Source organism: Nodosilinea sp. LEGE 07088 (genome assembly GCF_015207395.1).
GTDB lineage: Bacteria > Cyanobacteriota > Cyanobacteriia > Phormidesmidales > Phormidesmidaceae > Nodosilinea.
Map to the genome: position 1 here is coordinate 1 of NZ_JADEWX010000167.1, position 12,655 is coordinate 12,655.

Annotated in this window: 9 protein-coding genes; 5 read left to right on the forward strand and 4 right to left on the reverse strand. The window is 58.6% G+C overall.

Features of this window, described 5'->3' with window-relative positions; all coding sequences use genetic code 11:
- Window positions 1-370 precede the first annotated feature (370 nt).
- The gene (locus IQ254_RS25115) at window positions 371-4,369 is read right to left on the reverse strand and encodes a magnesium chelatase subunit H (protein ID WP_193968895.1); all 3,999 of its coding nucleotides are present in this window, start codon (window positions 4,367-4,369) and stop codon (window positions 371-373) included.
- A gap of 415 nt (window positions 4,370-4,784) precedes the next feature.
- Between IQ254_RS25115 and IQ254_RS25120 the strand changes: the two genes are divergently transcribed.
- Window positions 4,785-5,414, forward strand: a complete 630-nt coding sequence (locus IQ254_RS25120; RefSeq protein WP_193968896.1) for a DUF305 domain-containing protein — start codon at window positions 4,785-4,787, stop codon at window positions 5,412-5,414.
- A gap of 89 nt (window positions 5,415-5,503) precedes the next feature.
- Here IQ254_RS25120 and IQ254_RS25125 read toward each other — a convergent pair whose 3' ends face one another.
- Window positions 5,504-5,920, reverse strand: coding sequence for a M48 family metallopeptidase (locus tag IQ254_RS25125; protein ID WP_193968897.1), 417 nt, complete (start codon window positions 5,918-5,920; stop codon window positions 5,504-5,506).
- Between the two features lie 89 nt (window positions 5,921-6,009).
- Complete coding sequence (locus IQ254_RS25130) at window positions 6,010-6,366, reverse strand: iron-sulfur cluster assembly accessory protein (RefSeq protein ID WP_193968898.1); 357 nt, start codon at window positions 6,364-6,366, stop codon at window positions 6,010-6,012.
- A 378-nt stretch (window positions 6,367-6,744) separates the two neighbouring features.
- Here IQ254_RS25130 and IQ254_RS25135 point away from each other — a divergent pair, with 378 nt between their 5' ends.
- From IQ254_RS25135 to IQ254_RS25150, 4 genes are all read left to right on the forward strand, one after another.
- Window positions 6,745-8,424, forward strand: a complete 1,680-nt coding sequence (locus IQ254_RS25135) for a hypothetical protein (RefSeq protein WP_193968899.1) — start codon at window positions 6,745-6,747, stop codon at window positions 8,422-8,424.
- An 85-nt stretch (window positions 8,425-8,509) separates the two neighbouring features.
- Window positions 8,510-8,902, forward strand: a complete 393-nt coding sequence (locus tag IQ254_RS25140; protein ID WP_313887564.1) for a VOC family protein — start codon at window positions 8,510-8,512, stop codon at window positions 8,900-8,902.
- Window positions 8,903-8,987: 85 nt separating this feature from the next.
- Window positions 8,988-10,022 carry a hypothetical protein gene (locus tag IQ254_RS25145; protein WP_193968901.1) on the forward strand — a complete coding sequence of 345 codons (1,035 nt, stop codon included), beginning with the start codon at window positions 8,988-8,990 and terminating at the stop codon, window positions 10,020-10,022.
- A 110-nt stretch (window positions 10,023-10,132) separates the two neighbouring features.
- On the forward strand, window positions 10,133-11,863 hold the full coding sequence (locus IQ254_RS25150) for an alpha/beta hydrolase (RefSeq protein ID WP_193968902.1): 1,731 nt from the start codon (window positions 10,133-10,135) through the stop codon (window positions 11,861-11,863).
- Window positions 11,864-11,944: 81 nt separating this feature from the next.
- On the opposite strand, the gene IQ254_RS25155 is transcribed toward IQ254_RS25150, so the two are convergent.
- The gene (locus IQ254_RS25155) at window positions 11,945-12,310 is read right to left on the reverse strand and encodes a Rieske (2Fe-2S) protein (protein ID WP_193968903.1); all 366 of its coding nucleotides are present in this window, start codon (window positions 12,308-12,310) and stop codon (window positions 11,945-11,947) included.
- Between the last annotated feature and the right edge of the window lie 345 nt (window positions 12,311-12,655).

The window sequence follows — 12,655 nt, forward strand, 5'->3', positions numbered from 1 at the left end:
GGTTTGGTAGGATGCAGGAAACATATTGGTTTAGGGGAGCTGCACTGAGGCTCCCTATTTTTTGTCCCCTTTATTGTCTCAAAGCCCTGTACCGCATGACGTTGAGTACCCTTGTCACCCGTTAAGCTGATTGATAGTAAGGACAAATATTTTTTGAGAGGGGTATTTCTCCTGGTTAGGATGCTCAACGACATCTAGTATCCGTCCCTGATGAATAGCTAAAGCAACAGCATCAAAATCGATCCCTCTCTCGGTTCTCAGCTGTTTATTCTTATCGGCATTTCACAACAGCGGCTTCATGATTGTTGCTCAACTATAGCGAAAAGGGGCAGGCTTATGCCCACCCCTTTCAGTTAGTCTATCGCTGGGATTATTCCACCCCTTCAATCCGGTCTTCGACTTCCTGATAGAGCTCTTGCAGCTTCTCCAGGTTTTCGTCGCTGGTTTCCCAGTAGCCGCGTCCGTTCACTTCGAGCAGGGTCGAGACCATGCGGCGGAAGGAGTTGGGGTTGAGATCCATCAGGCGCTTGCACATCTCCGGGTCTTGAATGAAGGTGGTGTTGACATCTTCGTAGACCCAGTTATCGACCGCGCCTGCCGTGGCCGACCAGCCCATGGTGTTGACCAGGCGCTTGGAGAGCTCGCGCACCCCTTCGTAGCCGTGGGAGAGCATGCCCTCGTACCACTTGGGGTTGAGCATTTTGGTGCGGGCATCCAGGCGCACCGTTTCGGACAGGGTGCGCACCTGGGCGTTGGCGGTGGTGGTGTCGGCGATGTAGGCCGCCGGGGCTTTACCGTCTTCGCGCAGACTAGCCACCAGTTTGGTGGGGTCTGAGTCGAAGTAGTGGGAGACATCGGTGAGGGAGATCTCCGAGGAGTCCAGGTTTTGGAAGGTGGCCTCGGCGGTCTTCAGGGCCGACTCAAACAGGCCCCGGTTGCTATCCATCACCCCAGGGTTGTCGGAGTTGAAGGCAAAGGACTTGCGCTTCAGGTACATCTCCTGGAGCTCGGCTTCGTTGTCCCAGGTGCTGTTTTCCACCGCCAGGTTGATGTTGGAGGAGTAGGAACCGGAGGCATTGGAGAAGATGCGGGTGGCGGCTTCTCGCAGGCCAATCCCCATCTCGGCGGCCTGCTCCAGGGCGTGCTTGCGAACGAAGTTCATTTCCAGGGGCTCATCGGCTTCGGCGGCCATTTTCACGGCGCGATCGAGCAGGGCCATCTGGTTGATGAACAGGTCGCGGAAGACGCCGGAGCAATTGACGACGATATCGACCCGGGGGCGCCCCAGCTCTTCGAGGGGAATCAGCTCTAGCTTGTTGACCCGGCCCAGGGAGTCGGGCAGGGGCTTGACGCCCACAAACCACATCATCTGGGCCAGAGATTCGCCGTAGGTTTTAATGTTGTCGGTGCCCCAAAGCACGGTGGCGATGGTTTCGGGGTAGGCCCCATGGTTTTCCTGACGCTGGCGCTCCAGCAGTCTATCCACCACGATCTTGGCGGACTGCACGGCGGCGGTGGTAGGGATGGACTGGGGATCCAGCGCATGGATGTTTTTGCCGGTGGGCAGCACGTCGGGGTTGCGGATAGGGTCGCCGCCGGGACCGGGGAGCAGGTATTCGCCCTCCAGGGCCTGGAGCAGACCGCCCAGTTCGTTGTCGGCGCAGATTTGCTCCAGGCAGAACTCCAGGTACTCCATCAGGGGCTTGATCGCGTCGCCATCCACCTTGGTGTAGCCCGCCTCGTGGAGGGCTTTGATCCAGGGTTCTTTGCGGCCAATGTTAAGGAAGTTGAGCCGCGACACCATAGAGACGCGCCCTTCGGCGTCGATCTGCTCGTGGACGAGGGCGGCGACGGCGGCGCGTACGCCCTGGTTGATGTCGTAGAGCAGCTGCACGTCGGCCAGGTGGCCGCGATCGCTGTTCCCATAAACCTCATCAATATCCCGCCCAATGCTTTCAGCGATCAGGCGCTGGAGGCTCTTCATGCCCTCTTCTTCGCGATCGAGGCTGCCGATGTTGACGAGCGTTGCGATCGCCTCCTCAGCAGTAGGCGGCTTGCCCACCACGTGCAGTCCGCAGGGCAGCAGCCGCGACTCGATCTCCATCAGCTTGATGTAGATCTTGCCCACCAGGTTGTCGCGCTCTTCGGCGGAGAGTTCAACCGTGTCGCCTTCGGGTAGCTCTACATCCCGATCCAGGTTGCAGATTCGCGCCGTTTCGATCACGGCGTTGACGATCTGCACCGCCCGCCCGCTCTCCTTGTTGCTCTGGTAGGAACCGATTAGCTCGCTCAGTTCCTTCAGTCCCTTATAAAGACCCGCATTCTCAGCGGGAGGGGTGAGGTAGCTGATGGTTTCGGCGTAGCCCCGGCGCTTGGCGATCGTCGCCTCGGAGGGGTTATTGGCGGCGTAGTAGTAGAGGTTGGGGATGCTGCCGATCAGGTTGTCGGGGTAGCAGGTGCCCGACATGCCCATCTGCTTACCGGGCATAAACTCCAGCGATCCATGGGTGCCAAAGTGCAGCACCGCATCGGCACCCCAAATTTTGTTCAAAAAGGTGTAGTAGGCGGCAAAGCCGTGGTGGGGGCTGGCGGAGCGAGAGAACAGCAGCCGCATCGGGTCGCCCTCATAGCCAAAGGTGGGCTGCACGCCGATGAACACATTGCCAAAGGCCTTGCCGTAGACCAGCATGTTTTCGCCGTCAGTATTCAGGTTGCCTGGCGGTGGCCCCCAGTTTTCTTCCAGCCGTTCGGCGTAGGGCGTCAGGGCCTGGTACTCGCGCACGGGCATGCGGTAGGCGATGTTTAGCTCGGGGCTGTTGTACTGGGCCTGGGCGTCGTGGATGACTTCCTGGAGCAGGGCTTCGGGCGACTCGGGCAGATCCTGCACGTCGTAGCCGTTCTGCTTCATCGCCTCCAGCACTTTATAGATGGAGCCAAACACATCCAGATAAGCTGCCGTGCCCACGTTGCCCTTGTCGGGGGGGAAGCTGAAGACGGTGATCGCCAGTTTTTTATCGAGCTTGGGCTTGCGGCGCAGGTTGGCCCACTTCATCGCCCGCTGGGTGATGGATTCGATCCGGTCTTGCAGGGAGATGGCTCGCCCGGTCAGCCCGTCACGCCCAGAAAGCACGATTGGCTCGATCGCCCCATCCAGCTCGGGAATCGCCATCTGTAGCGCCACCTGAATCGGGTGCAGGCCCAGGTCGCTGTCTTCCCACTCTTCGGTAGTTTGAAATACCAGAGGCAGCGCCACCATGTAGGGGCGGTTGAGCCGCTTTAGGGTCTCAATCGCTTTGGGATGGTCTTGTCGGGCCGGGCCGCCCACCAGGGCAAAGCCGGTGAGGGAGACGACCGCATCGACAATGGTTTTGGTGTTGTCGACCGGGTCAAAGAAGTAGGCATCGACGGGCTTAGAGAAATCTAACCCCCCCGCGAACACAGGGATGACCTGCGCTCCGAGGTATTCAAACTCCTGCACCATCGCCACATAGTGGGCCTCGTCGCCGGTCACCAGGTGGGTGCGCTGCAGCACGAGGCCAATGGTGGGGGCCAGGGGATCTTTAAGATCGTCAGAGATATCGCGGCGGGAGCGGTACCAGTTGAGGTATTCCTTGATGTCCTCAAACATGGTGGGGGCCATGGGGTGCCAGATGCCCATGTCGGGGTAGGTGACGGGCGCTTCGTAGTCGAGGCTTTCGGCCTGGGGCGCACCTTCGATCGCGCTGTCGGTGATCACGTAGCGATCGGCCAGCATCAGAAAGAAATTTTCCAGGTTCTCGGGCGACCCGCCCAGCCAATACTGAAAGCTGAGCATGAAGTTGCGGGCGTCCTGGGCCTTTTCCACCGGCAGATACTTGAGCACCGTGGGCAGGGTACGCAGCAGCTTCAGCATGGCGTCTTGAAAGCCCGCGCCCGACTTCTCCTTGCGCTTTTTCATGAAGGAGCCAATCATGCTCTTCGACTGGCCCAACTGCGCCATGGAGAAGCTGCCCATCTTGTTTAGGCGCATCACCTGAGGCATGGAGGGAAAGCAGACGGCTACGTCGAGCTGGTCGCGCAGGGGGGCGACGGCCTCGACCACCTTGTCGGCCAGGTCTTCAATAAAGATCAGCGAGGCGATGAAGACGTTGGCCTCGGCCACATCCTGCTTGAACGCCGCGTAGTTGTTGGCGTCGCGCAGTTCTTCGATTAGGTAGCCGTTGACCTCGAAGGCCACCTGGGCATTGCTAGCGTTGATCGATCGGATGGCCGAGGATAGAGAGCTCTGGTATTGAGGCTCTAGAACCACATAGACCACCTTAACCAGACGCCGCCCGCTGAGATCGTCGGGGGCAATGTGGCGCACAGTGGGCTTGACGTGGGTGAACATGCAGTAAAACTCCTTTCGCGGCTAAGGCAGGGGCAGTAGGCGGTGATGGCGGTCAGATCGAGTTATAGCGATTGGGTCAACTCGGCGACTGACCGCCATCAGACTCTACAGGAAATATTACGTAACGAAAGCAAAATCAAAGATGTCTTTCCTGTTTGTATCAGAAAACCTTGCTAGATAAGGCTTAGGGCGATTAGGTGACACAATTTGAAATAAACAAGACTCGACTTTGTTAACAAAATTTACAGTAGGGCGCGATCGCTCCTCTCACTTGCGTAACAGAAAATTAACAGAATCTAGGCGCATTGAAACAACATCCGCTCCATCCCTTGACGCTATAGCCTGCTGGAGTGTGTATCCTAAACAGATAATTCTGCTTTGGAAACGGATAATGCGCCTAAAACGGCCTCTGGCTATGGTTTTTGCCCTAGCCACCCTGGTGCCTCTCTCGGCCTGTAGCACCCATTCCATGGATGCTGTACATAACGACCCCTCCACAGCGGCGGCAGCATCTGGCGAAAGAATACACAGTGGCCACGATATGGATCTGGGCCCCGCCGATGCTAATTACGATCTGCGCTTTATCGATGGCATGACGCCCCACCACGAGGGAGCGCTGGCCATGGCTGAGGCGGCTCTGGCGAACTCTAAACGTCCCGAAATTCGCCAGCTGGCGGAAAACATTCTCGCCTCTCAGCAGGTTGAGATTGACCAAATGAAAGCCTGGCGCGCCGCCTGGTACCCCGACGCCCCAGATGTGCCAATGATGTACCACGCCGAAATGAAGCACGACATGCCGATGGACGAGGCGATGATCGGCTCTATGCGCATGGATATGGACTTAGGCGGGGCCGACGATGACTTTGACCGCCGCTTTTTGGACGCCATGATTCCGCACCATGAGGGAGCTGTTGTAATGGCTAAAGATTTGAAGGGAAAGAGCCGCCGCCCTGAACTCCTGGCCCTGGCCGACGAGATCATGGCCTCTCAGCAGGCCGAAATTGACCAGATGAAGCAGTGGCGGCAAGACTGGTACGGGCAGTAGGGGGTTAAAGAGAAACCGGGTTTCTTACTTGCGATGGCCAGCTGACCAGCGTGGAGCGCAAAAGAAACCCGGTTTCTAGAACAAACTACCTACTCAAGCCACTGCTTAACTCGAGCCAGGCTCTTCCAGTCGGGCTTGCGGGTGAGGCCATCGTCGATGCTCTGCATCACTTCGGCGCGCAGGTCTTCGGCTACAGACATGACCTGGGCCGCAATTTCCACATGCTCGCGCACGCCGGGCTTACCGGCATCGAGCATGGCTACGGCCAGATTGACCCGCCCCTGGGGGTCTTGAGGGTTGAGCTTGACGGCTTTTTGGGCGGCTTTGAGGCCAGCGTTGGGCTTGTCGGTGAGCAGGTAAAGCCAGGCCAGGCAGGCCCAGGCGGCGCTGCTCTTGGGGGCGCGATCGCACACCTCTTTGAATACTGGAATTAGCTCAGCCGGATCTTCGCCCGCCTTGTAGCGTTCGATGCCTTGATCGAACAGGGTCTCTACGGTTTGCGTCATGGTCTATGAATGATCGATCTAGAGCAATATCCAGCAAAGCACACAATGGCGCTCCGTAGGATGGGCAAAGGGTCTTACCCGTGCCCATCCTACGCCCCGAAGGATTTGCCGCAGCCGCAGGTCTGGACGGCGTTGGGGTTGGTGAACTGAAAGCCACCGCCGATCAGCGCATCGCTATAGTCGAGCATGAGACCGTAGAGATAGAGCAGGCTCTTTTTGTCGCAGATGACGCGAAAGCCGTCGTAGTCGTAGACTTCGTCGTGCTCGTTGATATTGGAGGGATCTTCAAAATCCATGGTGTAGGACATACCAGAACACCCTCCCTGGCGTACCCCCACCCGCAGGCAGAGTTCTTTGCCGCCCTGGGACTGCTGGAGCGCCTTGACATGTCGGAGAGCGGTTTCCGACATTAAGATTCCTTGGGTTTGTTCAGTGGCTTGAGCCATTACAACCTTCTGAATACAAGTACAACTTCTCTACATCATAAACAGAGTTGCCCGCGCCGGGGCTTGGCTAGCTTAAATTGTTTTGAAATCTAACACTTTACCCCTAGGGGCTGAACGGTTACAGCCCAGATTTTTTATAGTTTATGGCAGCCATTGGCGGTCGTGGTTGGCCGGGGCCTAGCCTCATCAGAGGGCTGGAAATTTCAGCTGCGGGCACTCTGCCCAGGCCCGGGGCAAGCTCTGGTCGCCCCAACTGCTAAGACAGTCGGTGCGCGTTCGGGGCCGTTGGTGATTAAACTTGGCTATGCTGACCACAGTTATCCTTCACCCTGTCGGCCCCACCCCTAGTTCCTCCTTGCCCATCGTTGCCCTTAGCCCATGACCCGACTGAACCGTATTACCCTCGATCGCCTGAAGCGGCTGCCCCGTGTAGCCAGCGTATGGGAGGGCGATCGCCGCTCGGTCGGTGGGCTGATGGAGGATGACGGGGGCCTGCGCCTGCGCCATACCGAAAGCAGCGATTGTATTCTCTGGGTCGATAGCAGCCACAGTGCGGTGCGGGGGCTCACGATTGTACCGACGACCTGTGGCTATGAGCCCGTGGTGCGCACGCTGCTACAGGCCATTGAAGCTCCCCAGGGCAATCTGCCCCCGGCCCGGCCTCAAAAGATTGTGGTCAGCGATCGCGAAATTCAGTTTTATCTGCGCGGCGCCCTCCAGGGGCTCGATATTGTGATCGACTATGCCCCAGAGCTGCCCCTGATTGACGATCTGTTTCATGCTCTACAGCATTCGGCAGAGATGACTGAGGCTGAGCTACCCGCCCGCTACGCTGAGGCGATGCTCGACCGGGCCATGGAGATATGGGAGTTGGCCCCCTGGCATACCCTCAATGAACAGCAGGTGCTGGCGATCGAGCTTAACGCCTGGGATATCGAAACCCTCTATGTATCGATGCTGGGCATGGGAGGGGTCGAGTACGGCCTGTTGATGTATCGCTCGCTCGACTCGCTGAAGCAGTTTCGTCAGCAGGTGTTGATGGGGCAACAGTCACCCAAGGAGATGCAGGAGGCGTTTTTAGAACAAGACTGCCTGTTTCTCAATTTTGAGCTGTTTGACGATGAGCCCCTAGATCTGGGCTCCATGCCCTCGGCCTGGTCAGGGGCAGCGCCTGAAGCCGTGCAGCCCGATTTTGGCAGCATTCACCCTTTAGAGGGGCTGCGCAGTCAGCTGGCCGACGAAGAAGGAGCGACTTTTTTGGTGGCCATGGAGGCTCTGCAGCGGTTTATGAGTCGCTACCGCGACCAGCTCGAAAGACCGCCGCTAAAGGCACTCAAGGGCCGCTACAAAATTCCCAACCCCGAGAAGAGTGGCGGTAAAGCGGTGCTGAACGTCACCGTCAAAACCCTACCGGAGGTCACCGCCGAACTGGCCGATCAGACCGACGGTGCCCTGGCCAATGCCCCGAACAGCCTGCTCGATTTCCCGGTACTGCGCGATGACTACGTGCCCGAGGGAGCCATCATTATCCTGACTCAGTTTCGGCAACAGGTGCTCAACACCCTGCGCAGTGAGGGGGCGATCGCATTTCAGGGTGGCCACGACCGGGCCGGTCGCAATGGCGCTGCGGCCAACTCCGACTTGCCGATCGTGCTGATTCAGACCTCGCGCCCCAAGGCCAAAACCCTGATTCAACAGCTCCAGCAGGCCCAGGGTGTCCAGGCGGTGTGCTTCAACCCCGGCAGCGATCCCTTCAGCGGCGAAGCCTTTGATCTGGGCCTGTTGCAAACGGGCGATGGTGAGCTACACCTATTTGCCGAGTACGAAACCAGCGGCGGTGCCGATCGCGACTTACTTGACCGCTGGCAACAGTGGCAGAACGATTGCAACGGTGCCTGCGCTGTGATTATCGCCAGCGGCATTACCGGCAGCAGTAAGGGTAAACCAACTGTGAAAGATATTTTGGCGGTATTTGAAGCCCGCTGCAAAACCCCTAAAGACCTGCGGTTGCCGCCGCTGCTGCTGCAATACGCCGCAGAGTGGGAGCCAGATGAGTGAAAGCGGAAGAGGGCCGGGGTAAAAGACAGGAGCGCCGCCCGGTGGAGCGCTGGGTCGGGCAATGGTAAAGGGAATGGGAATGGCTGTGGCGGAATCAGCTTGGGGTTGTGCCAGGGCGTTTATTACCCTGGCGAGTCCAGACGTTGAGGGGCTGGTGGGTTTTTATAGCGCGCTGCTGGGGCAACCAGCGCAGCCCTATCAGCGCGATCGCTATGCCGAGTTTCAGCTGCCGGGGCTGCGGCTGGCGATTTTTAGGCCCAAACCCGATCAAGCTAGCTTATTTGCCGCCCCGAGCAGCGGCGCGATGAGCTTGTGTTTGGAGGTAACTGATTTAGACGCTGCGATCGCGCGCCTCACCCAGCTCGGCTATCCGCCTCCGGGTTCTGTGCTGACGGCCTCCCACGGGCGAGAAATCTATGCCTATGACCCCGACGGCAGCCGCCTAATTCTGCACCAAAGTTTTGGGGGGCAGCCGTAGAAGCTGGCGAATCGTGGCAGTATTTAGAAGGAAAGGCTCCAGCGGCTTTCCCTCGCGTCGGCAACTGTGGCCAGGGGGCTCACCCATGACATCTCAAGACCCCAACTTTCCCGAAGACATTCCGCCCGTTCCGCCTGCGCGTGAGCCCGACTCTGCCGAGCCAGGGAGCGATGCGACGACCCTACCCGAGGCATTCAACCGCGCTCCCACCCCTGAAGCTGAACCCCCCAGTATGGGTAAGCCCCCAGCGGATCACCGCGCCCCAGACGCGCCGCCTTTGCTGCCAGAGGATGCAGCGGTAGACTCGCCTGCTGCCGCCAAGGACGATGGGCCAGCCATCTCCGATGCGCTGCCTGCGCCCGCCTATTCCTCCCGACGGCAGGCAGCCGATGCTGACCCGGGCAACTCTCGCTCCAGGCCTCCAGCGGCAGGGGTCTGGGCCGATACCGACATTCCCTATCGGCCTAAAAAACTGGGGGTGGTCGATCAGCTATTGCTGCTGCTATCTGAGGGCGTCGGCCTGTGGAAGCAAGGGCTGCGGTGGGTGCGATCGCAGCTCTCCCCCAATCTCCAGCGCCAGCTGTCTGACGAAATTCTCACCGCCATTGCCCTGGGTCTGCTGATGCTGTTGCTGGCGCTGTGGAATCCGCTGGGTGCCGGTCGCAGCGAGGAACTGGTGACGGCTACCCCGGCACCAGAGATGACCTCATCGGCCCCCAGCTTGGAGGCCGATAGTTCTGCTTCGACGCAGATAGCCCCAGCAATCGCAGACTCGCCTGCGGCTCCCGAAATCGTTGCCGAGGAGGAACCCACTCCCGAGCAAAGCCTGATTGCCGATATTCAGGAGCAGGTCAGCCGCATCAGTCGCACCTACGAGGCTGGGCTGGTTCAGTCGGTTGAGGTCGATCTACCCAGCAATACCCTCGGGGTCAATCTGGGCGAAGTCTGGTACGGCCTGTTAGCCGATCAGCAGGATAAGGTGGCTCAAGCAATCTATGTTCAGACCCAGGGACTGAGCCTGGATACGCTGCAACTGCGCGATCCCGAGGGTGTCGTGGTGGCCCGTGATCCGGTGGTGGGGTCTAGCATGATCATTCTGCGCCGGTTGCGGTGGCCCTAGGCCGCGCGTCACCCAGCCGTACCCGCCGACTCAAGTAGAGTAAGGGGGCAGAGAGCTGGGAGAGACGGGAGCAGTTTTCCAGCGTTTTGGCGTTTCCTAGGAGTGACTCAATGGCCTGGCGACTGTTCAAAGGGCGACGACCGCAGCAATGTATAGCTCTAGCCCTGGTCACCAGTCTGTTGGCCAGTTTGCCGACGCTGGCGGCCGAGGAAATTTTCTTTCGCTATGGCTCCCTGGAGCGATCGGTGCGCCTTAGCTCCGTCGAAGCCCTGGTCAATGAGGGGCGGATTGAAGACGACTTGGCCCTATACCTGGATCTGGTGGGGCTGAGTGAGGCCGAAACTGACCAGCTCCGCCGTAATCTCGATCGCCCGCTACCGCTGGATGGCGTGCTGCTGTCTCGGTTTTTCTACACCGACCTGGGGGAAGAGCTCTTAGAGCAAGTGGGTACCATCGTGCAGACTCGCAGCAGACAGAATGGCCTGTTGGCACTGCGAGCGGCGCTAGTGCAGGCGGCGACATCCCCCGAGGGCTTGTCGCCGCTGAGCGTGTTGCGCTACCTGCCCGTCGATATGGAGATCAATGTTGCCGATGCCCTGGCCGTGGCCAATGCCGTTGACCGAGTGATTGCGGCGACGACCGACGCGATTGTTCAGCTTGAAGCCCTAAGTACCGAGCAGGTGGCCCAAGGCCCGCCCATCGACTATGCCGAGCTGGCCGATTTAACCGCTGCGGGGCCTGCCCGCGTTATGATTCAGCGCTTTGATCTGACCGATAGTAGCCGCGATGGTCAAGCATCGGCCCCCAGGGGCCATCGTCAGCTCTATGTGGATGTGGTGCGACCGCAGCAGTGGCGCGGTCAGGCCCCGGTGATGGTATTTTCCCATGGGCTTTCCTCTAGCCCCGAGGCGTGGCACCAGTGGGCTAGCCACCTGGCCTCCCACGGCATCGTGGTGGTGCTGCCCCAACACCCCGGCAGCGATGCCCAAAAGGTCGCCACCTTTCAAGCTGGGCTCACCCAGGATATTTTTGAGGCCCAGGAATTTATCGATCGCCCCCTCGACCTCACCTTTGTGCTCGACCAGCTCGACCAGCTCAACCCGTCAGAGATTGGGGGCCAACTTGACCTGGCTCAGGTCGGGGTCGGTGGCCATTCGCTGGGGGGCTACACGGCGCTGGCCGTGGCGGGGGCGGAGATTAACTTGCCCTATCTAGAGCAGGTGTGTGGCGATCGCTTTTTGCACCTCAACCCGTCTCTTTTGTTGCAGTGCCAGGCACTACAACAGCCTCCCCAACCCTACGATTTGCGCGATCCACGGGTGACTTCGGTGATGCTATTTAACCCTGTCAGCAGCAGTATCTTTGGGCCTGAGGGGCTGGCTGCGGTGGCCATTCCAGTGATGGTGATGGCGGGCAGCCACGACCCCGCTACCCCAGCGGTCTTCGAGCAGTTCCGCACGTTCCCGTGGTACACCAGCGACAGCCGTTCCCTGGCCCTAATCGAAGGCCAGGCCCATGTCGATTTGTCAGAGCTAGATGCCGGGCTGGCCAACCTACTGGAGGGGCTACCCTGGCTCAGCCTGGCTCAGCCGGAGGTAATCGATCGCTACCTCAACGCCCTCAGTCTGGCCTTTGTGGGTCGCTATGCTGGCCGTCGCCCCGAGTACAGCCTGTATCTGCGATCGGGCTATGCCCAATACCTGAGCGAGGGACAGACCTTTGGCATGGTGATGGTAAACGCAGGCACCGATGTCGATCGAGAGTTAACGCAGCCCCTGGGCGATCGCCTGGAGCCAGTAGAGTTGCCCAATGCGCCGATCGAGGGATGGCCTGATGACTAGCCAGGGAAACAAGCGATGCCGCCCCAACCGTGGTTAGAATTCTCTACTGATGAAAGGCAGGGGTTTTTCTCTAGTCACGAGTTAAGTGTCAATAAATAGATCGTCGCCCTCTTGAGTGACCGAGAAACTCGCTACATCAGTAGACGATTTACCCATGGCGACTACTTTCTTCGCTACGCCAGGCAGCGGAATGCCAGCGAAAGATTCGACCCATTCGGTATTTTTGCCGGTGCAAATTTCAAACTTTGAACCGTGAAAAGGGCAGGTAATGACCCCATTTTCGTATTTGCCTTTAGCCATGGGAAGGCCCATGTGGGGGCACTTATTGGCGATCGCACAGTACTGACCACCAACTTCAGCCACCAGTACAGATTGACCGCCTGCACTAACTTTCAACACTTTTTCGCTACTGACCTCAGAGGTCGTCGCAATTTTAATTTTAGTCATGGTAGAAAATGCCCAAGCTCGATTAAAAATCCTGAAATTCTTAAAAAGTAATTATCAAATAATACAGGATTAGGTCAGAATGCGATCGCAGGCTCACTCTCAGCCCGAAAGGGGCCGCGCTACCCGGCAAAGCCGTTATCAAGCCTACATGACCTACCGCCGTTTATTGATGATCAGCCGCCATGACAGAACTTAGCAGCCTCTTCATCCATGGGCTAAGTAGCTAGGCGCAATTAAATATAAAACGTTCCAGTGGGTAATCTCCGGTTCTACTACGTGCCTCCATGCCCTCAATGACGGTCATGGCCAGGTCATATTCGTTATCAAACATCTGCCCGGCAATCT